The sequence below is a fragment of the Cupriavidus sp. MEYA8 genome (assembly GCF_059278825.1).
The window spans coordinates 930,201-950,009 of record NZ_CM181221.1 but is presented as its reverse complement, the minus strand read 5'-3'; the positions used below and the strand labels follow the sequence as shown (position 1 = coordinate 950,009).

The 19,809-nt window shown below is 63.6% G+C and carries 17 protein-coding genes; 13 read left to right on the top strand and 4 right to left on the bottom strand.

Features of this window, described 5'->3' with window-relative positions; all coding sequences use genetic code 11:
* Nucleotides 1-10: 10 nt before the first annotated feature.
* From AC5WJ1_RS04395 to AC5WJ1_RS04385, 3 genes are read right to left on the bottom strand one after another with little or no spacing between them, the layout of a single operon-like run.
* Nucleotides 11-1,390, bottom strand: coding sequence for a TolC family outer membrane protein (locus AC5WJ1_RS04395; RefSeq protein ID WP_195428159.1), 1,380 nt, complete (start codon nt 1,388-1,390; stop codon nt 11-13).
* 13 nt (nt 1,391-1,403) lie between these two features.
* Nucleotides 1,404-4,457: an efflux RND transporter permease subunit gene (locus AC5WJ1_RS04390; protein ID WP_195428169.1), complete on the bottom strand. Its 3,054-nt coding sequence runs from the start codon at nt 4,455-4,457 to the stop codon at nt 1,404-1,406.
* Nucleotides 4,454-5,560 (bottom strand): efflux RND transporter periplasmic adaptor subunit, encoded by a 1,107-nt coding sequence (locus AC5WJ1_RS04385; RefSeq protein ID WP_255519758.1) that lies wholly within the window; start codon nt 5,558-5,560, stop codon nt 4,454-4,456. Before AC5WJ1_RS04385 ends, AC5WJ1_RS04390 begins: the two co-directional genes overlap by 4 nt.
* A gap of 339 nt (nt 5,561-5,899) precedes the next feature.
* On the opposite strand from AC5WJ1_RS04385, the gene AC5WJ1_RS04380 reads away from it, so the two are divergent.
* Nucleotides 5,900-6,613, top strand: coding sequence for a TetR/AcrR family transcriptional regulator (locus tag AC5WJ1_RS04380; RefSeq protein WP_195428172.1), 714 nt, complete (start codon nt 5,900-5,902; stop codon nt 6,611-6,613).
* A 9-nt stretch (nt 6,614-6,622) separates the two neighbouring features.
* On the opposite strand, the gene AC5WJ1_RS04375 is transcribed toward AC5WJ1_RS04380, so the two are convergent.
* Nucleotides 6,623-7,270, bottom strand: coding sequence for a TetR/AcrR family transcriptional regulator (locus tag AC5WJ1_RS04375; protein ID WP_135704841.1), 648 nt, complete (start codon nt 7,268-7,270; stop codon nt 6,623-6,625).
* 336 nt (nt 7,271-7,606) lie between these two features.
* Here AC5WJ1_RS04375 and AC5WJ1_RS04370 point away from each other — a divergent pair, with 336 nt between their 5' ends.
* From AC5WJ1_RS04370 to AC5WJ1_RS04315, 12 genes are all read left to right on the top strand, one after another.
* Nucleotides 7,607-8,254 carry a paraquat-inducible protein A gene (locus AC5WJ1_RS04370; RefSeq protein ID WP_135706230.1) on the top strand — a complete coding sequence of 216 codons (648 nt, stop codon included), beginning with the start codon at nt 7,607-7,609 and terminating at the stop codon, nt 8,252-8,254.
* On the top strand, nt 8,251-8,925 hold the full coding sequence (locus AC5WJ1_RS04365) for a paraquat-inducible protein A (protein ID WP_195428174.1): 675 nt from the start codon (nt 8,251-8,253) through the stop codon (nt 8,923-8,925). Before AC5WJ1_RS04370 ends, AC5WJ1_RS04365 begins: the two co-directional genes overlap by 4 nt.
* Nucleotides 8,909-10,540 carry a PqiB family protein gene (locus tag AC5WJ1_RS04360; protein WP_195428346.1) on the top strand — a complete coding sequence of 544 codons (1,632 nt, stop codon included), beginning with the start codon at nt 8,909-8,911 and terminating at the stop codon, nt 10,538-10,540. The genes AC5WJ1_RS04365 and AC5WJ1_RS04360 overlap by 17 nt, the downstream gene beginning before the upstream one ends.
* The gene (locus tag AC5WJ1_RS04355; RefSeq protein WP_195428176.1) at nt 10,537-11,142 is read left to right on the top strand and encodes a PqiC family protein; all 606 of its coding nucleotides are present in this window, start codon (nt 10,537-10,539) and stop codon (nt 11,140-11,142) included. The genes AC5WJ1_RS04360 and AC5WJ1_RS04355 overlap by 4 nt, the downstream gene beginning before the upstream one ends.
* A 140-nt stretch (nt 11,143-11,282) precedes the next feature.
* Entirely contained in the window at nt 11,283-12,098 is an 816-nt protein-coding gene (locus tag AC5WJ1_RS04350; RefSeq protein ID WP_135704839.1) for a GntR family transcriptional regulator, read from the top strand.
* A gap of 271 nt (nt 12,099-12,369) precedes the next feature.
* Entirely contained in the window at nt 12,370-12,918 is a 549-nt protein-coding gene (locus AC5WJ1_RS04345; RefSeq protein WP_133094108.1) for a 2,4'-dihydroxyacetophenone dioxygenase family protein, read from the top strand.
* A 143-nt stretch (nt 12,919-13,061) separates the two neighbouring features.
* Nucleotides 13,062-14,165: an SMP-30/gluconolactonase/LRE family protein gene (locus AC5WJ1_RS04340; protein WP_255519759.1), complete on the top strand. Its 1,104-nt coding sequence runs from the start codon at nt 13,062-13,064 to the stop codon at nt 14,163-14,165.
* Between the two features lie 202 nt (nt 14,166-14,367).
* On the top strand, nt 14,368-15,621 hold the full coding sequence (locus tag AC5WJ1_RS04335) for a CaiB/BaiF CoA transferase family protein (protein WP_195428178.1): 1,254 nt from the start codon (nt 14,368-14,370) through the stop codon (nt 15,619-15,621).
* Nucleotides 15,614-16,381, top strand: coding sequence for an enoyl-CoA hydratase/isomerase family protein (locus AC5WJ1_RS04330; protein WP_195428180.1), 768 nt, complete (start codon nt 15,614-15,616; stop codon nt 16,379-16,381). Before AC5WJ1_RS04335 ends, AC5WJ1_RS04330 begins: the two co-directional genes overlap by 8 nt.
* Nucleotides 16,382-16,391: 10 nt before the next feature.
* Nucleotides 16,392-18,182, top strand: a complete 1,791-nt coding sequence (locus AC5WJ1_RS04325) for an acyclic terpene utilization AtuA family protein (RefSeq protein ID WP_195428181.1) — start codon at nt 16,392-16,394, stop codon at nt 18,180-18,182.
* Complete coding sequence (locus AC5WJ1_RS04320; protein WP_195428183.1) at nt 18,179-18,994, top strand: GntR family transcriptional regulator; 816 nt, start codon at nt 18,179-18,181, stop codon at nt 18,992-18,994. Before AC5WJ1_RS04325 ends, AC5WJ1_RS04320 begins: the two co-directional genes overlap by 4 nt.
* Nucleotides 18,995-19,032: 38 nt before the next feature.
* Complete coding sequence (locus AC5WJ1_RS04315; RefSeq protein ID WP_195428186.1) at nt 19,033-19,794, top strand: cupin domain-containing protein; 762 nt, start codon at nt 19,033-19,035, stop codon at nt 19,792-19,794.
* Nucleotides 19,795-19,809: the final 15 nt, after the last annotated feature.

The window sequence follows — 19,809 nt, the reverse complement described above, 5'->3', positions numbered from 1 at the left end:
GGTTTCGCGATCAGGATGCGAGCCAGGCATTCAGCGAGCGCAAGGTTTCCTCGCTCAGCTCGCCGGCCGCGGCGGCAAGACGCAGACGGCCCAGGAGGTAGTCCAGGCGTGCCTGGACCACGTCAAGCTCGGCGGCGAACACGCGCTGCTGCGCGTCCAGCACGTCGGGTTCCGTACGGGTTCCCACGTCACGGCCAAGCGTCGTCGCCGCGAGCGCGCTACGCGCCGAAGTCAGCGACTGCTCGAGTGCGGCGACGCGCGACACGCCCGTTTTCACCGAGAGGAATCCATCCTGCACCTTCAGGCGCACGTCGCGCCGGGCGGCGGCAAGCTCCTGCTCCGCCTGGCTCTTCCTCGCAACGGACTCCCGCTCGCGCGAATCCAGACCGCCGCCCGCGTACAGCGGAATGTTGAGCTGCAAGCCGACCGTCGCGGTGCGGGTGTTGCTGGGTGCAACCCAGGGAGCCAGGTTGCCGCTCTGCCCTTGTGCGCCATAACGTGCCACCAGCGCAACGGTCGGGCGGCTGCTGACGCGGTACTTGTCGATCTCCATGCCGGCAATGTCGAGCTCCGACTGCCTGGTCTTCACCAGGTAGCTCTGCTCTTCCCCCCTTGCCTGCCACGCCGTGAGATTGTCCGGTTCCGGCGGCCGCGGCGCGAAACCGGGCGCCAGCGCGCTGAGGTGATCGGGCGGCATGCCGACGGTTTCCTGGAATCGCGTGCGTCGTTGCTCCAGCGCGGACTGCGCCGTAACTTCGCGACTCTCCACCCCATCCAGGCGCGCCTGGGCTTCATGAAGATCGGTGATCTTGCCCTGGCCGACGTCGAAGCGGGCCTTGGCGCGGTCGCGTTGCTGCCGCAAGGCCGCCTTCTCGGCTTGCACCACACGCAGCGTTTCCTCGCCCAACACCACGCCGAAGTATGCCTCTGCCACCCGCAGGGCCAGGTCTTGGCGAGACTGGTCGAACTGCGTCTGCGCCAGGTTTGACTGCTCGCGGAACTGCTTCCTCGTTGCTACCGCGGTCCTGTCGTACAGCGGCTGAACCAGCACCACGCCGGCCTGCCGCGACGTTCCCGAGCTATCGCTGGCTACCAGCGGCGCGCCGTCGACCGGCTGGTTGCCAGACGAACGATTGTTGATCCTGTCCAGTGCCGCCTGGAGGTTTACGCGGGGACGCAGCAAGGCGTCGCCCTGCACTGCCTTTTCCCTCCCCGCCGTGAGCGCATCGTTTGCAGCGAGGCTCGTCGGATCATGCGCCAATGCTTGCTGATAGGCCGTCACGAGATCGATAGCGCCCGACTCTCCGGCGTTTAGGAACAGCATGCAGCCCAAAGCCACTTGCGCGGCCCGCAGGGCCATACTCAATCTTTTCATCGAAATCACTCTCATCGTCACATTGCGATCAGACGGTCGCAGGACGCTTTGCGCGGTACCAGGTCGCATACAGGGCAGGAAGGAAGACGAGGGTCAGCACCGTGGCAACGGCGAGCCCACCCATGATTGCCCACGCCATGGGACCCCAGAACACGGAATGGGTAAGCGGCACCATCGCCAGGATCGCCGCCAGGGCAGTCAGCACGATCGGGCGTAGCCGTCGGACCGCCGCCTCCACGATGGCCGTCCACAATGGGACACCCGCGGCCACGTCCTGGTCGATCTGCACGACCAGAATCACCGAGTTGCGGATGATCATTCCGGCGAGGGCGATAACGCCTAGCATGGCGACAAAACCAAATGGAATCCGGAACGCGGCCATGATGATGCTGACACCGATCAATCCGAGCGGCGCTGTCAGCAAGACCATCGCCATCTTTCTCATATCCTGCAATTGAATCATCAGCAGCAGGAGCACCACGATGATCGTCACAGGCATCACCGCGAAAACAGAAGCCTGAGCCTTCGCACTCGATTCGTAAGCGCCACCGATCTCGATGCCGTAGCCGAGCGGAAGTTCTTTTTCCAGTGCGTCGATCTTCGGCTGCAGTGCACGCGTGACGTCGGGTGCCTGCGCCCCCGCGATATCGGCACGAACCGTCAGCGTCGGCACGCGATTACGCCGCCACAGCTCGCTGTCCTCGCTGTCAAGCGTGAGTCGGGCCACCTGCGAGACCGGCACGAACTTGCCGTCGCGCACGTAGATCTTTGCGTCCTTCAGGTTGTTCAGGTCCGTGCGTTCCGCCGCGACGAGGCGCGACACCACATCGATACCCTGGTCTTCCTCGCGGTACTGCGTGATTGGCGTGCCCGACAGCGAAGCCTCAAGGGCCTCCTTGATCTGGCCTGAGCTGACACCCAGTGCACGCGCCTTGTCCTGGTCGACGTCGACCTGCAAGCGCTTGACGCGTTCGCCCCAGTCCTGATTGACCTGGCGCACGTGCGGCTCTTCGCGCATGATTGCGGCCAGTTTCTGCCCGATTGCGCGTACTTTGGCGTTGTCCTGCCCGTACACTCGGAACTGCACCGGGTAACCGACCGGCGGACCGTTTTCCAGTCGATTGACGCGGCCGCGCACATTGGGGAATTTTTCGTCGAACAGCTTCTCGAGCTTCTCCTTCACCCGCTCCCGTGCCTCGCCGCCCTTCGTCATCACCAGCATCTCGCCCAGATTCAGATTGGGCGTCTGCACGTCGAGGGGCAGGTAGAATCGCGGCGCACCGTTGCCAACAAAGCTGGTCACCGCCGCAATGTCCGGATCGCCCTTGAGCAGGCCTTCCAGCTTCTGGACCTCGCGTTGACTCGCCTCGAACGTCGAAGCCTTCGGCATCCACAGGTCCACAATGAGTTCGGGACGGTCAGACGCCGGAAAGAACTGCTGGGGTATTGCCTTGAACAGCAGCAGTGAGCCGATGAACGCAGCAACCGTGATGCCGAGCACCCACACGCGCTGCTTCAGGCAGAAGTCGATGAACCGGCGGAATCTGACATAGAAGCCGCGCTGGTAGACCGCGTCCTCGTCATGCGAGGCGTGCGCATGCTCCTTCAGGAGTTTGAAGCCGATGTAAGGCGTAAAGAGGACTGCCACGACCCATGACAGCACCAGCGAAATACCCACCACCTGGAACAGGGAGTACACATATTCGCCCGTGCCCGACTTCGCAAAGCCGACCGGGAGAAAACCCGCCGCGGTAATCAGCGTTCCGGTGAGCATCGGGAAAGCCGTGGCAGTGTAGGCGTAGGTGGCGGCGCGGAACCTGTCCCAGCCCTGCTCCAGCTTCAGCGCCATCATTTCGACGGCAATGATGGCGTCGTCCACCAACAAACCTAGCGCGATGATCAGCGCACCGAGCGAGATGCGCTGCAACTCGATGCCCATCACGTACATCGCCAGGAAGGTCATGGCCAGCACCAGCGGGATGCTGAGCGCGACGACCAACCCGGTGCGCAAGCCCAGCGACAGGAAGCTGACGACGAGCACAATGATCACGGCCTCGGCCAGGCTCTTCTTGAACTCGAATACGGAATGTTCGACGATACGCGGCTGGTCGCTGACCGCGTGGATCTGCACGCCCACCGGCAGGTTGGACTCGATGCGCTGGATCGTTTCGTCCAGCTTTGCGCCAAGCCGAATCACGTCGCCGCCCTTGCGCATGCTCACAGCCAGGCCGATCGCCTCATTGCCGTTGAAGCGCATCCTCGAGGTGGCGGGCTCCACAAAGCCGCGGCGGACGTCGGCGATATCGCCAAGGCGGAAGGTACGCTGGCCGGCACGGATGCCGATGGCGCGAATTTTTTCGACTGAGTCGAACTCGCCACTGACAGCCAGCCGTACTTGTTCCGCCGACGTTTGAACCGTTCCGCCGGATGTCACGGCATTGGTTTGTGCGAGCGTCGATGCGATCAGTGCCGGGTCGATACCCAGCGAGGCGAGCTTGGCGGTGGAGACTTCCACATAGATCTTTTGTTCCTGCTTGCCTACCAGGTCGACCTTGTTGACGTCGTCGACACGAAGGAACTCATTACGCGCGGCGTCCGCGATCCGTCTCAGGTCGTCATAGTCGAAGCCATCGCCCGTGATGGCATAGAGGTTACCGAACGTGTCGCCGAACTCGTCATTGAAGAGCGGGCCCTGCGTGCCCTGGGGCAGGGTATGCCGGATGTCGCCCATCTTCTTGCGGACCTGGTACCACACATCGGGTACGGCCTCCGGTGGTACATTCTCGCGCAGGTTGACCTTGACCTGCGTTTCGCCCGGCTTCACATAGGTGGACGTATAGTCAATCTCGGCGACCTCTTGCAGCTTGCGCTCGATCTTGTCGGTGACCTGGTCGGCCATCTGCTGCGCGGAGCTTCCCGGCCAGTACGCCTGCACAACCATGGTCTTGATCGTGAACTCGGGGTCTTCCTTCTGGCCCAGGCTGCCGTATGCCAGCGCACCGGCCACTGACAACAGCAACAGCAGAAACGCCACCATCTGCTGGTGCTTCAGTGCCCATTCGGACAGGTTGATCCCTTTCACTTCACACCTCCCGCCCTGGCGACAGTTACCGCCTCGGCCACCTTCACCTGCTGGCCCGCCTGCAGCATGTGCACGCCGGCACTCACCACGGTCTCTCCGCCCGCCAGGCCCTCAACCACGAGGACGCTGTCGTTCTGCGCCGCACCCAGCCTGACTTCACGCGCGATCACCCGCGACGTCTTCGGGTCGACCACCCATACCTGGCGGCCACGTTCATGATCAACGATGGCGGTCAGCGGCACGCGGACTACGCCGTTGCCGTCCACGTCGGGTGCGATCACCGACGCTGTCATGCCTAACCGCAGCTCCGGATCCGCCTCCTGAATGGAGATGCGCGCCGAGTACGTCCGGGTGACGCTGTCCGCGTCCGGCGCAAGCTCGCGGAGCTTGCCCGTCCAGGACTTGTCCGGTTGCGCCCATACCGTAATCGTCAGCATCGGCGCCTTGCGCAACTCGTCGACGCGCGACTCCGGAATGCTGATTGAAACCTCGCGTTCGCCGTCAGCCGCGACGGTGGCGATCGTCTGCCCGGCTGAAACCACCTGGCCAGCTTCCGCGTTGATTGCGCTTACCACGCCATCGCGGTCGGCTACGAGCGTGGTAAATCCGCGCATGTTGGCATTCAGCTGCTGACGCGCCTGTGCCGAACGCAGTTGTGTTTCCGCCTGGTTAAGCGCCAGCCGCTGCTGGTCCAGCTCGGCTTGCGAAGCAAAGTTCTGGGCCAGCAGTTGCTCGGTACGCTTAACGTCCACCCGCGCCTGGGCTACCCGGCTTCTTGCCGCATCAGCCTCCGCGCCCGCCGCGGCTACCTGCAACGTTTCTTGCGTGGGATCGAGCTGGAACAACGGCTGGCCGCGCTTGACATGGCTGCCGACTTCCACCATGCGCGCGACGATCTTGCCGCTGGTGCGGAATCCCAGCTGACTTTCGTAACGCGCACGAATCTCGCCTGAATAGGTCGCACCGACCGACCCGGCGGTGCGCCCGGCGACCACTGTCCGCACTGGCCTCACGTCCTTGCGTTCGGGTTCCGGACCCGGTGTGCACGCGGCCAGATGTGCCGCGATGACGGTAAGAGCTGCCGCTCGAAGGTTCCTGTTCAATTTCTGCGCTCCACTAAGGTCCGTCGCTCGCCTGCGATTCATCAGCGATCCACGCCACGGACTCGTGCTGGCTTCATTGACGGCAGGCCTGTTCGGGCTTTCGCCCTTCCTGAAAGCCCGAAGTCTACTTCATAATGATTTATTTGTCATGATGACATACAATGTATTTTTGTGTGTGTGAGGACGGGTCGCCTTTGAGGTCCCGGAGCGCAGGAGACGAAGACAGCCCGTGCGCAAAACGACAATGGCGATACGCGAAGTGATGCGACGGAGGCTGCAGATGCAGGAAGACCGGCGCGCGGGTCGCCGACGCATTAACCATGAGGAGAGAACAGATCAATGGCCCCGATGCAGACCCGATTCGCAACGGAAGCAGAACCGTGGAAGACTGGCGACCACCGTCAGCGCGTCGCGGCAAAACGGCGGCAGCGTATGCGCTCACTGTTGCTGAACAGTGCGATGCGCCTGATGCTGGAGAACAGGGTCTCGACGCCGTCCATCGACGACATCATCTCGGCAGCAGGGGTTTCACGCGGAACGTTCTACAAGTACTTTCCGTCGTCCGACGCGATCGTGCAGGAGATTGTCGGGAAGATGGCCGAGCAGTGGGTGCGGGCGGCCGACCCCATTGTGCGCGACCATGACGACCCGGCCGAGCACATCGCCAGGGGAATACGGCTGGCGTCGATCCTGACGGTACACCAGCCGGAGGTGGCTGGCATCCTTGGCCGGCTCGGATGGACGGCCTACCAGGCGCCGAATATGCTGGAGTTTGTCCGCAGGGACATAGAGGAAGGCGTTCGGCTCAATCGCTTCAAGCGCATGCCGATCGCCCTCGGCTTCAATATCGTTGCCGGAGCCGCAATGAGCGCAATGCAGAGCATGCTTGAGACCGAATGTCGCGAAGATTTTTCGGAGCTCGCCGCTGCCGTGGCATTGCGCGCCCTGGGCGTGGAGGAATCAGCGGCCGATGCGATATCCAGGTCGCCGCTGCATGCGAGTGAAGCGCTATTCGATGGCTTGCTCGCGAAAACGATCAGCGATATGCCATAGCGCTGGCTGCTAGTTGGAGGGCTCGGCCTTGGCGGCGAGCTTCTCCTGGGCCTTTTCGAGCAAGGATTCCGGCGGAGCCACCAGCTTTGGCAAAGGCGGGGAGGTCAACCGTACCGCACTCGCTGCAGGCACGCCGAGCGACTGCAACACCGCCCGGACAATCCGTTCCGGATAATCCTTGGCTGTTCTTCCCTTGGCCATGCGGTGAACGGCGATCAACCCGGCGCCGGCCACCATGTCCAACGCCACATCGGCCGCAACCTCGTCAAACGTGCCTCTCTTCAGGCCTTCCTTGATATCCGAGGGCAGGTATTCGTAGACGGCAGCACCCTTGCTGCCGACCAAAAGCAGGCCCGTACCGGAAAGAAACTGCGCCACGACAGGATAGGAGCGCGCAAGGTGGAGGTATAAGCGTATCCCCGTTGCAACCCGCAACGCCGGGTCTTCGATATCGCCGACCACGCTCTCAATCATTTGCACCATGTCGTGACTGAGCGCGTCACCGACAGCCGCCAGCAGATCCTCGTTAGTACGGAAATGGTTGTAGAAGGAACCTTGCGAGACGCCAGCAGACGCGATGACTTCCGGGATCACGCTGGCCCCCACACCCCTTTGCCCAAAAACGATCATCGCGCTTTCAATGAGACGTTTGCGCATCCGTTCACGACGTTCTGCGGCAACGCGAGGGCGATGGTCTTTGGGATCAGGAGCGGCAGGCATCTTCAGTTAGAGGACCTTATGTGACGAGGCGATTATATCAATACGCCGCTTCAACGCCGCCAGCATGGCGTACGCCATGCTGGCGGCAGCGGGCGCCGGCGCTCTTCTTATAACATACAACATGTCATGATGACATCTAAGTCATTATGTGGAAGAATACGGAACTCATCAAAGATCCCGATGCGCACACGCGCTACTTGCCTCACGCAACGAGGCCCAATCATTTTCCCGAGGACATCAGTGCATCAGAACCACGCGTCGCTGCCAGTGGCCATGCAGGATCCGGACAAGCTGGTGGCATGCGAACATTGCGACGCACTCCATACACGAGCGGCGCTGAAACAGGACGAACGTGCCACGTGCCTGCGCTGCGGCGGCGCGCTGTATCGCGACAGTTCGCGAGCCTATCGCCGCTTGCTGCCGCTCGTGGTGACTGCCTTGATCCTGCTTCTGGTTTCGAACGCGTACCCGATTGTCGCCATGGACCTCAAGGGCTCGCGCATGGAGACCACGCTATGGAGCGCGGTACAGGCACTCTACGCGGACGATATGGCGCCGGTGGCGATGCTCGTGTTCGCCACGACCATCCTGTTTCCGCTCGCCGAACTGCTGATGATGTGCTACCTGCTCGTGTCGATGGCGCAGAACCGCACGCCACCCGGGTTCGAGCGCATCTTGCGCGGCATTTGCCGGACGCGGCCGTGGGGCATGATCGAAGTCTTCATGATCGGCGTGCTGGTTACGCTGGTGAAGCTGTCGACCATAGCGCAAGTGATGCCTGGTGTCGCGCTCTGGTCGTTCGGCGCCCTGGTGGTTGTACTGGCCGTCATCCTGTCGTTCGACCCGCGTGAACTCTGGCACCACCTCGATGTGCACGATGCAGATGACGTACCGGCCCGCTCGCGGGATACCGCGCCATGACCGAGCCGCTTTCGCCCCTCCCCACCGCCACCTCGCGCGGACTGCTGTCGTGCCACACGTGCGACCGGCTCAGTCCGATGACGCTCGAGGCGGAACCGTGTCCGCGCTGCGGCACCGTACTGCATCATCGCAAGCCGGCCAGCCTGGCGCGCGCCTGGGCCTTCCTGCTGGCTGCCTACCTACTGTATATCCCGGCCAATCTGTTGCCGATCATGGTGACGCAGTCAATTTTCGGCACGCAGCGCGACACCATCATGTCCGGCGTGATCTATCTGTGGTTGTCCGGCTCATACATGCTGGCAATCGTGGTGCTGATCGCCAGCATCGTCGTCCCGTTGCTGAAGATGATGATCCTCACCTTGTTGCTGCTATCGGTGCGCCGCGGATCGACCTGGCGCCTCCGCGAGCAGAGCAGCCTCTACACCCTGGTCGAAGTCATCGGCCGGTGGTCCATGCTCGACATCTTCGTGGTGGCACTGCTGGCATCGCTGGTGCGCGCCGGGGCGCTGGCCACCATTGCGCCCGGTGCCGGAGCCCTGGCCTTTGCCTCGGTTGTCGTACTGACCATGCTCGCGTCACTGAGCTTTGATCCCCGTCTGCTGTGGGATGCGCTCGAGACCTCTCCTTCCCCCACCGAATTTCAGCACTCCGAAAATGCCCGAACACACTAACCATCCTCCCCCAAACGGTATTCCACCGCCAGGACGCAAGCCCCGCGCGCGCTGGCTACCTTCCCTCGTCTGGGTAGTCCCGATCGTTGCCGCGGTGGTCGGACTCTCGCTGCTGGTCAGCACGCTTGCGTCACGCGGGCCCGAGATCACCGTCACATTCCGCACCGCGGAGGGCCTGACGCCAGGCAAGACCGCCGTGCGCTACAAGGACGTCGATATCGGACTGGTCAAGACAGCACGTCTGGCAGCGGACCGTTCGCATGTGATCGCGACGATTGCTCTCACCAAGGACGCCAGGAACTTCGCCGTGGCCGACACACGGTTCTGGGTGGTACGGCCCCGCTTTGCCGTGAGCGGCGTGTCAGGACTGGAGACGCTGCTATCGGGCGCATATATCGGCGTGGATGCCGGCAAGTCGGCCGAGACGAAGCACAGCTTCACCGGGCTCGAAAATCCGCCGGTCATCACCACCGACGCTACCGGCAGGCAGTTCGTGCTGCGTGCGCAGGACCTGGGCTCGCTCGACATCGGCTCACCGGTCTACTATCGTCGCGTGCGGGTCGGCCACGTGGTGGCGTACCAGCTCGAACCGAATGGCCGCGATATATCGCTGCGCGTATTCGTCAACAAGCCCTATGACAAGCTCGTTTCCGCCGACACACGCTTCTGGCACGCCAGCGGTGTCGACCTCAAGCTCGACGCGAACGGCCTGAAGTTGTCCACGCAGTCGCTGGCCACCGTGATGCTTGGCGGGGTGGCCTTCCAGGCCCCGGACCACTCCACCGCGCATGCCCCGGCCGCCGAGAACACCGAGTACCTGCTGGCGGCGGACCAGTCCGAAGCCATGAAGGAACCGGACGAGCTCGCTCCCGCGCTGGCAGTGCTCAACTTCGATCAGTCCGTGCGCGGCCTGTCGCCCGGTGCGCCGGTCGATTTCCGCGGCGTGACCGTCGGGCAGGTGCGCTCGATCGGTATCGAATACCAGCGTGACAAGAAGGCCTTCCGCATGCCCGTGGTCGTGGAGCTCTATCCGTCTCGCATGGGTCTGCGCGAGAAGGACGTGGCTGACGACGCGCGCAAGCGCGCCATTGTGCATAGCATGGTACAGCGCGGCATGCGTGCGCAGATGCGCACCGGCAATCTGCTGACCGGCCAGATGTATGTGGCACTCGATTTCTTTCCGAAAGCGTCCTCGCCGGTTAACCTGGACCTGAACGCGTCGGTGCCTGAGCTCCCCACCACACCGGGCACCTTCGACGAGTTGCAGGCCAAGCTTGGCGACATCATCACCAAGATCGGCAAGGTGCCGTTCGACCAGATCGGACAGGACGCGCGCACGGCGATGGTGTCGATGAACAAGATGCTCGTCAAGGCGGACAAGCTCGTGGCACAGGTCAACGGCGATGTGGCTCCGCAGGTGGTCGCTGCCCTGCAGGATATGCGCCGCACGCTCGATACGGCCAATGGCGCGCTGGCGCCCGACGCATCACTGCAACAGGATACGCGCAGGATGATGCAGGAACTCACGCAAACAGCCGTCTCGCTGCGCATGCTCACCGATTATCTCGAGCGGCATCCCGAAGCGCTCCTGCAAGGCAAGAGGGAAGAGAAATGATGAAACGTCTAACGATGCTCCTTACGCTGGCCGCCGCGGCCACGACCCTGATAAACGGCTGCGCGTCGCCCGAGGCGCGCTACTACACGCTGGCGGCCAGTCCCTCCGACGCCGCGCCGGCCGGTACCTCGCGAGCCGGCCGTAGCGGCGACCCATTATGGATCGAAGTCACGCCGGTGCGCGTGCCGGAGCGCCTGAACCGTATTCAGCTGGTGGTGCGTGACGGCAATGGGGGCCTCAAGCTTTCCGACACCTCTCGCTGGACGTCGCCATTACCCAACGAACTGCGCGATGCGCTGTCGCAGCAGCTGCAGGCGAGCCTCGATGCGGTGGATGTCTACCAGCGCGGCCTGTCGGCGACGCAGCCGGCATTCCGTGTGACGACCGATGTGGTAGCCCTCGACGCCGACGTGGGCAAGCGGGCAGCGGCGACCATCGCCTGGACCGTGCGGCGGCTGCCGGACGGCAAGGTCCTGAGCGGCCGCACCGAAACGGAGGTGCCCGCGCCCGGGCAGGTGGAGGGCGTGGTGAAAGCATATCGGGAGATCCTCGCGACAACCGCGGCCGATATAGCAGTTGGCGTGCAATCGCTAAACCGCTAGACGTGACGTTCGTACCCGGCGCCACCGCGCCACATCTCGACGCAGCCGGTTCCGGCCGACCGACGGTGGACGCCTGCCAGCTAAGGGGCCACCCGTTTTTCTGGGGCATACTCCAAGGTTCTGAGTGTCAGGCAACTGGAATGACGGACGATCGAACTACGGGGAATGAGTGGCCGGACCTGTCGGCTGAACGGGGCGTTGCGCAATATCAGCGGCTGGCCTCGTTGCTGAGGCACCGGATCGCAAAGGGCGAGTATCCGCTCGGCATGCTGCTGCCGCCGATAACGCAGCTCGCCGCTGACCTGGGCGTGGCCGTCGTTACCGTCCGGCAGGCGTATGAGCTGCTTTCCAAGGAAGGCCTGATTCGTAGCCAGCGAGGCATCGGGACCCACGTGGCTGCCCTGCCCGCCGCCACCGGCGACCTCGAACTGGCGATCAACGATCCGTTCGCGGCGCCGGAGGCGCTCGCCTTCGAAGTACTCGAAGTCCGGCGCCGCACCAAGGTGCCGCAGGAACTGCTCGGACCGGGCGACCGGTCGGACGGCGAGTACGTCTGTGTCCGCAAGCTACACACCTATTCCGGCGAGCCGTTCTGCTACGCGGAGATCTATGTGTTGACCCTGGTCTTCGACGCATTGCCCAAGGACACCGCCAGGAACAAAAAGCTTCTCGCCGCGCTGCTCGATGAACTGGGCTCGCGGGGCAAACGTGTGCGACAACGGTTGACCGTAATGCCGGCGGATTTTCCCCTGTGCGACATGCTGAAAATCCCGTTCGCCACACCCGTCGCGAAGATGTCGCGACGTCTTCTTGATAACAAAGGCAACGTACTCTACGCCGGCGTCACATGGTATCGGGGTGACCGCTACGTCTCCGAAATTGACATCCCGGCGTCCGCATTGAAGGCGGTGCCTGCCATTACCGAACCTCGCAGGGCCGCTGGCGAGCGCAAGTAAGGCTAAAAATCCTGGTCGTTCAGCCCCTAGGGTAAACAAGGGGCAGAAAAATCCTTCCTCAGCCACTAACATTCCAACATTAGAACTTTAGAAGTATCAACTTGACATGCAAGCCCGTTAGCCAGGCTTCGCCGTTGCACTGGGCGCTTCTATTCCTCCGGCGCGTTGCCGCCGTACTGAGTTCCCCGCCGAAGCGGCGTCCCTCTTCCGTGTCGTCAAAGGGCGACTTCCTTCTCAAGGATTCACATCCTCTAACAAACGGAGACAACTCATGACTGCAAGAGTACTTACACAGCCCACGACGTCCACCGGCGCCAAGCTGCCGCTGCCCGCCTTGCCGCAGGACAAGCTCCTGACCGTCAATATCGAGCAGATCCCGCTGATCAAGGATGTCTTTCCGGGCATCCACATCAGGCCGCTGCGCATGGACCCGGAGCGTGGTGAGTGGGTCATCATGGCCATCGTGGAACCCGGCTGTTCCCTTCCGATTCACTACCACACCGGAACGGCGCAGGTGTGGACAATCCAGGGCTGCTGGAAGTATCGCGAGTACCCTGACCAGCCGCAGACGGCCGGCTCCTACCTGTACGAACCCGGCGGCTCGGTGCACACCTTCTACACCCCCGAGGACAACACCGAGGACACGATCACCATCGCCTGGATCGAAGGCGCGCAGGTGAGCTTCAACGAGGACGGCACGTTCCACTCGCTCAATGACGCACTCTCGATCCAGTACGCGATCCAGGCTCTCGCGGCTGCGCGCGGCATCGGACCGGTGCCCTACGTCCGCGGTAACGGCACCGACGTTATCGAGGGATAAGAAGCGACTGACACCAAGGCAGGCCGCTCGCCGGCCTGCGCGGTGCCGTTCCTCTGCTCCTTACAGGCCAGCGTGTACGACACCGATCAGATCAATCAGTGACGATCCATCAATCCGCGAGATTGAGAGAGTGCAAGATGAGAATGATCAAAGCCGAGAGGATGTCGATACTGCCGATGCTGTTGTTGCTCGCTTTGCTGGCGACGCCGCTAGCCACAAGAGCGTGGGAACGCGGCAAGGTCGAAACCTTCGCCAAGTTGCCCGCTGGTGAGGCGCATCCCGAGGGGATCACCGTGGACCGCGAGGGCAATGTCTACGTCGTCACGGTGGCGGCGAACAAGCCCAGGACGAGCGAGGGCACGCTACTTGTGTTCGATCCGCGGGGCAAGCACCTGCGCACTGTCACCATCAAGGGCTCGAGCAGATTGTTGCTTGACCTCGGCTTCCATCCCCGGACGGGCCAGTTGCTCGTCGTCGACTACAAGGGTGCGAAGGTCCTGAGCGTCGACCCCAGGACGGGTGCCTCGTCCGTGTTCATGACGGTCACCGGCAAGAACCCCGGCCTCGACGGGTTGACGTTCGACCCCGCCGGAAACGTCTACGTGACCGACGCCCATCAGGGGATCATCTGGAAGGTCGGACCCGATGGCGGCGAAGGGACGGCCTGGGTCACCAGCGCGCTGCTGAAGCCCACGCGGATACCACCGACCATCGGCGCCAATGGCCTGGCGTTCAACAACAAGAAGACGGCATTGTTCGTTGCCAATACGGCGAACGACATCGTTGTCAGGATACCGGTGAGCGGCCCGACGCTCGAGCCCGGCACCCCTGAAGTCTTCGTCAACCGGATCGGCGGCGGACCCGACGGCCTGATCATCGACGAGCACGACAACCTCTGGATCGCGTGCAACCAGTCCAACGAGATTCTCGTGCTCGAGCCGACGCAAGGCCGGGTCATTGCCAAGCTCGGCGATTTCGGCGGCATCGATCGCAACGGGGCGCCGATCGGCTTCCTCTGGTCGAACAGCCTCGTCTTCCATGGCGACGACATTCTGGTCACCAACCTCTCACTCGATGTCGAGACGGCCATTTCGCAGCTCAGTGACGAGCTTGGCCTGGCGCATCTTGTGCCCAGGAATCTGCGCACCATCGATGGGCCGTGGGCGCGCCAGGTGAAGACCCACACCATCTCGAGAATCAAGAAGCCGATACCAGAACGTCTTGCGCTCGACCGCGGTCCACGCTAACCAGATCCTGGTCGCTGACCGCACGACACCGGTCGATGAAAGCTTGCAGCCGATGATGGTGGACGAATTCAACTGAGTTAATCCAGCCGGAGACCGACCGATGAACGATGCGTTGTTGCAAGCCCGAGGTCGCGGCCGATCGGCACGGAACGGCGGCCTTCCGGCCAGCCGTCATACATTGCCCCAACGGGATGAAAAGGATATGAAGAAAGAGGAGACAACGGGGCCGCTGGCCGGCGTGAAAGTCGTCGACATCACGTCAGTATTCATGGGGCCTTCTGCCACCCAGATGCTGGCTGACCTGGGCGCCGACGTGATCAAGGTCGAGCCTCCGGGCGGAGACAGTACGCGCGGCATCGGTCCCTGCGGCGATGAGAAGATGGGCCCGCTATTCCTGGGTCTGAATCGCAACAAGCGCAGCATCGTGCTTGACCTGAAAGCGCCCGCGGGGCGTGAGGCCCTGCTTTGCCTGGTACGGGATGCCGACGTGCTGGCCTACAACGTGCGCCCGCAGGCGATGCAGCGGCTGGGGCTGGACTATGAAACGCTGTCGGCCATCAATCCGCGCCTGGTCTATGTCGGCATGTTCGGCTTTTCGCAGCGGGGACGCTACGCGCCCCAGGCTGCCTTCGATGACCTGATCCAGGCCGCAACCGGCCTGCCGCTGGCCGTTTCGCTGGGCAGCGGCGACAGTCCCCGGTATCTGCCCATCACCATCGCGGATCGCTCGGTGGGGCTCTATGCTTTCGGTGTGATCTGCGCCGCCCTGTATTCGCGCATGAGCACTGGCAAGGGCCAGCGCGTTGATGTGCCCATGTTCGAGACGATGGTTCCCTATGTGATGGGAGACCACCTGTATGGCGAGACCTTCGTCCCGCCGAAGGGCGGCTTCGGCTATCCGCGACTGCTCTCGCCCGAGCGGCGCCCGTATAAGACGAAGGACGGACATGTCTGCTGCCTGATCTATCACGATCACCATTGGCGGGCCTTCCTCCGGGTCATTGGCAAGCCTGAGTTGTATGACACCGATCCGCGCTTCGCCAACATCAACACCCGCACCGCCCACATCACCGACCTGTATGCCATGGTCAGCAACGAAATGGCCAGGCGCAGCACCGAGGAATGGCGCACCCTGCTCAAGGAGGCCGATGTTCCGGTCTTTCCGATGCACACGTTCGAGTCGCTGCTGGACGATCCGCATTTGCAGGACATCAGCTTCTTCAGCGAATCGGACCACCCGGCCGTCGGGCGTATCCGGGAGATGGCGGTGCCCAGCGAATGGCATGGCACCCCACCGACCAGCCGCCGCCATGCACCTGGCCTGGGTGAGCACAGCCGCGAGGTACTGCGTGAGGCCGGCTACGACGACGCCACCATCGATGCGCTGCACGCGTCCGGCATCTTGGGGGACTGGCCGAAAGCGCTCCACGCCAAAGGAGAAACCAGCCATGAGTGAAGAATTGCTGAGCGAGGTCCGGGGCGCAGTGCTCTACCTGACCATCAACCGCCCGGGGCGCCGCAATGCCATCACGCCGGGCGTAGTGCAGGGACTTCGCGACGGCATCCTGCGCGCCGATCGTGATGCCGACATCCGCGCTGTGGTCATTACCGGAACGGGCGAGCAGGCGTTCTGCGCCGGCGCCGATCTGCAGACCGGCAGATCCTTTGCCTTCGATTACGCCGAGCCCTACCTGGGGATGGCGGACCTTTTCCGCTGCGCCAGACAGTCGACGGTACCGCTGATCGCCCGTGTCAACGGCGCCTGCATGGCGGGCGGCATGGGGCTGATGGCGATGTGCGATCTGGCGATCGCCAGCGAAGGCGCCCGCTTCGGCCTGCCGGAGGTCAAGCTGGGCTTGTTCCCGGCACAGGTCTTGAGCGTGCTGCAGCACCTGGTGCCACGCCGCACGCTCACCGAATTGTGCCTGTGCGGCGAGCCGCTGTCCGCGAGGGAAGCGCTGGCCGCAGGACTCGTCAACGATGTCAGCGACGCTCTCGACGCCAGGCTGGACTTGCTGCTGGCCCGCCTGCTGAACAATTCGCCCGCCGCCATTCGTCGGGGGCTGTACACGCTCAAGCATACGGAAAACATGTCGTTCGAGCAGTCCATGGCGTTCACGGAAAGCCAGATCGGGCTCTTTGCACTGACCGAGGACGCGCGCGAAGGCCAGCTGGCATTCCGCGAGAAGCGCGAGCCCTTGTGGACTGGCAGATAGGGAGATGGGAATGGACGTGAAAACGGTACGCATTGGCGGGGCTTCCGGGTTCTGGGGCGACAGCAGCGTTGGCGCGCCACAGCTTGTGCGCCACGGCGATATCGATTACCTGGTGTTCGACTACCTGGCCGAACTGACCATGTCGATTCTCGCCGCCGCCCGATTGCGCAAGCCGGAACTGGGTTACGCCACCGATTTCGTGACGGTGACAATGAAGCACCTGCTCGGAGAAATTGCCGCGCGCGGGATCCGCGTGGTCAGCAATGCCGGCGGCATGAACCCGCACGGGTGTGCGCAGGCCATTGCCGCGCTGGCCGCGGAACAGGGCCTGACAGTGCGCATCGCCGTGGTGGAAGGCGATGACGTGATGCCCCTGCTTCCACACCTGCGCGAAGCCGGTGTGCAGGACATGCAGAAAGGCCGCCCCCTTCCGGAGAAGGTAGTCAGCGCCAACGCGTACCTGGGGGCCTTGCCGATCAAACAGGCGCTGGACCAGGGAGCCCAGATCGTCATCACCGGACGCTGCGTGGACAGTGCCGTGACGCTCGGCGTGCTGATGCACGAGTTCGGTTGGCAGGCCGACGACTATGACCGCCTGGCGCAAGGCAGTCTGGCCGGGCACATCATCGAGTGCGGGTGCCAGGCCACGGGCGGCTTGCATACCGACTGGGAAAGCGTCCCGGACTGGCACGACATCGGCTATCCGGTGGTCGAGTGCCGTGCCGACGGCACCTTCCTGGTCGGCAAGCCCCCCGCCACGGGGGGACTGGTCAATACCGCCACGGTCGGCGAGCAGGTGTTGTACGAGATCGGCGACCCGGCCACCTATCTGCTGCCAGACGTCACCTGCGATTTCACGCAGGTAACCCTTCGGCAGGCCGCAGCCGACCTGGTGGAAGTCAGCGGCGCGCGCGGGCGGGCCCCAGGCAATGCCTACAAGGTCTGTGCCACCTATATCGACGGCTTTCGCTGCAATGCCCAGCTTTCCATCGTCGGCATCGACGCGGTGGCCAAGGCGGAACGCACGGCGCAGGCGATCCTTGCCCGCACGCGCAAGCTGTTCGGGGAGAACGGGTGGGGAGACTACAGCCGCACCCACGTTGAGGTGCTGGGAGCGGAGTCCTGCTTTGGGCCACATGCTGCCGTCCGTCACACCCGCGAGGCGGTGATGCGGCTGGCGGTTATGCATCCCGAGAAGGCGGCGCTGGAATTGTTCGCGCGGGAAATTGCCGCGGCGGGGACCAGTTGGGCGCCGGGCACGACGGGCTCGGCTGGCGGGCGTTCCAGTCCCTCGCCATCGATCCGCCAGTATGCATTCCTGCTCGACAAGGGCACCTTGATCCCGGCGGTGGTGATAGACGGCGTACGCAGCGGCGTCACTGTTCCTTCGGGCGGCCAGGCGGTACCCGTCGCCCCGGTGGCGTCTTCACTCGCGGAAGCGCCGGCCACGGGCCCGGCAGAAAGCGACACCGTCGAAGTTCCGCTGATCCGGCTTGCCTATGGCCGTAGCGGCGACAAGGGGGATACCTCGAACATCGGACTGATCGCCCGCCGGCCGGCGTACCTGCCCGTGCTGCGGGCGGAAGTGACGGTGGCGCGCGTGGCGGAGTGGCTTGGCTACCTTGTGAAAGGGCCGGTGACCTGCTACGACCTGCCTGGCTTCGACGCCATGAACTTTGTCTGCGAGTCGGCACTGGATGGCGGTGGCATGGCGTCGCTGCGCAATGATCCGCTCGGCAAGGGAATGGCGCAGATTCTGCTTACCATGCCCGTGCGCGTGCCGCGGGAGTTGTTGTCATGACCAGCAATGCGACCAGCGCTGCGGCCAACGAGAGCGTCATCCTCGCCGACGACGGCACCGGCGGCGTGACGCGATATCGACAACTCGCCAGCGTCATCCGGCACAAGATCGTGTCAGGCGAGTACCCGGTGGGCATGCAGCTACCAACCGTGGACAGCCTCGCCCAAAGCTACGGGATCGCCAAGGTCACCGTGCGCCAGGCCTTTGCCGCGCTGACGGAAGAGGGGCTAATCAGCAGCCAGCGCGGTCGTGGCACCCACGTCATGAAGCAGCCGCCAGCACCCGGAGAAGGCCTGCGCTCCGCCATCAATGACGAATCGGCCCATGGCAGCGAACTGGAAATCCGCATCCTCGAACTGCGCGAGGGCGTGGCGCTGCGGCCGGGGCTGGCCCGCCGCGGCACGCCGCTGGACAGTTATGTCATGGTCCGCAAACTGCATTTGCATGGCGGCACGCCATTCTGCCTGATCGAGGTGTATGTGGCCTCGTCAGTCTTTGCCCGCTTTCCCCGCGGTGGCGAAAGACACCACAAGCTCGGTCACCTGCTGCGCCAGGTCGAAGGTGACCGCCTTGGCATGATGCAGCAGACCATGACAGTGGAGCCGGCCGACTACATCCTGGCGCGCGACCTCGCCTATGGCTTCGGGGCGCCTATTGCCAGGATCGTCCGGTCGACGCTGGACGTCGACGGCAATGTACTGCTGGCAGGGGAGTTCTGGTATCGCGGCGACCGGTTCATCCTGGACGTGGAAATGCCCGCCAAGCTGACCGAGCACTACCCCGCGCTCGCCATCCCCGACAGCCGTCGCTGAGCGCGACAGATTTCACCTTCAAGCGAGGAGACATCCGAATGACATCATCCTATGTACGGCGGGCCGCTGACGTGCCCGCGTACGCACCGGACAACCATACGGGAACGGCGAACCAGCGCATCATCGGCAAGGAGACTGTCGGCGCGCGCCGGCTCGAGGTCCTGCTGGGCACGATTTCGCGGGGCCACGGCGCGTTGCCGCATGCACACCCGAATCTTGAGCAGGCGTCGTTCCTGCTCGCCGGCGAGGGTCTTGGCGAACTACCGGGAAAGCAGCGCATCTTGCGCGCGGGTGACTGGAGCTTCAACGCCGCCGGCGTCTTCCATCGCTTCGAGGTCATCAGCGACGAACCGGTACAGGTGATGGTGGTCTACGCGCCGCCGTACAGCGAAAACCCGAACGCTGCAGTGACCGCGGCCGGCCCGGACGACCCACGCCTTCAGACCGGTGCTGCCGATGTCCGCGACGTTCCTGCCAGCACCGAACCGATCGCGCTGCCGCACTACCGTGGCGCGCTCGTCAGGCCGGTCATCACACGCGAGACCGTCAATTCCCGCTTTCTCGACATCTATATGGTCGAACTTGATCCCGATGGCGGCGCCGAGCCGCACAGGCTTGGCGAGACCGAGCAGGTGCTCTTCGTGCGTGGCGGCACGCTCCACGGGCACATTGAAGAGGAGCGCTTCGCAGCCGGGACCGGGGAGTGGGTCTACGTTCCCGACGGTGCGGAACTCAGCCTCGAATCGGCGGACGGGACGTGTGAGCTGATTGTCATTCGCGCACACGATCCGCTGTCTTGACGCAAGCTCGGCCAA

Excerpts from the sequence above, each read along its gene's own strand:
- AC5WJ1_RS04395 (WP_195428159.1), bottom strand. The coding sequence starts at position 1,390 with ATGAGAGTGATTTCGATGAAAAGATTGAGTATGGCCCTGCGGGCCGCG.
- AC5WJ1_RS04380 (WP_195428172.1), top strand. The coding sequence starts at position 5,900 with ATGGCCCCGATGCAGACCCGATTCGCAACGGAAGCAGAACCGTGGAAG.
- AC5WJ1_RS04375 (WP_135704841.1), bottom strand. The coding sequence starts at position 7,270 with ATGCGCAAACGTCTCATTGAAAGCGCGATGATCGTTTTTGGGCAAAGG.
- AC5WJ1_RS04370 (WP_135706230.1), top strand. The coding sequence starts at position 7,607 with ATGCAGGATCCGGACAAGCTGGTGGCATGCGAACATTGCGACGCACTC.
- AC5WJ1_RS04365 (WP_195428174.1), top strand. The coding sequence starts at position 8,251 with ATGACCGAGCCGCTTTCGCCCCTCCCCACCGCCACCTCGCGCGGACTG.
- AC5WJ1_RS04360 (WP_195428346.1), top strand. The coding sequence starts at position 8,909 with ATGCCCGAACACACTAACCATCCTCCCCCAAACGGTATTCCACCGCCA.
- AC5WJ1_RS04355 (WP_195428176.1), top strand. The coding sequence starts at position 10,537 with ATGATGAAACGTCTAACGATGCTCCTTACGCTGGCCGCCGCGGCCACG.
- AC5WJ1_RS04350 (WP_135704839.1), top strand. The coding sequence starts at position 11,283 with ATGACGGACGATCGAACTACGGGGAATGAGTGGCCGGACCTGTCGGCT.
- AC5WJ1_RS04345 (WP_133094108.1), top strand. The coding sequence starts at position 12,370 with ATGACTGCAAGAGTACTTACACAGCCCACGACGTCCACCGGCGCCAAG.
- AC5WJ1_RS04340 (WP_255519759.1), top strand. The coding sequence starts at position 13,062 with ATGATCAAAGCCGAGAGGATGTCGATACTGCCGATGCTGTTGTTGCTC.
- AC5WJ1_RS04335 (WP_195428178.1), top strand. The coding sequence starts at position 14,368 with ATGAAGAAAGAGGAGACAACGGGGCCGCTGGCCGGCGTGAAAGTCGTC.
- AC5WJ1_RS04330 (WP_195428180.1), top strand. The coding sequence starts at position 15,614 with ATGAGTGAAGAATTGCTGAGCGAGGTCCGGGGCGCAGTGCTCTACCTG.
- AC5WJ1_RS04325 (WP_195428181.1), top strand. The coding sequence starts at position 16,392 with ATGGACGTGAAAACGGTACGCATTGGCGGGGCTTCCGGGTTCTGGGGC.
- AC5WJ1_RS04320 (WP_195428183.1), top strand. The coding sequence starts at position 18,179 with ATGACCAGCAATGCGACCAGCGCTGCGGCCAACGAGAGCGTCATCCTC.
- AC5WJ1_RS04315 (WP_195428186.1), top strand. The coding sequence starts at position 19,033 with ATGACATCATCCTATGTACGGCGGGCCGCTGACGTGCCCGCGTACGCA.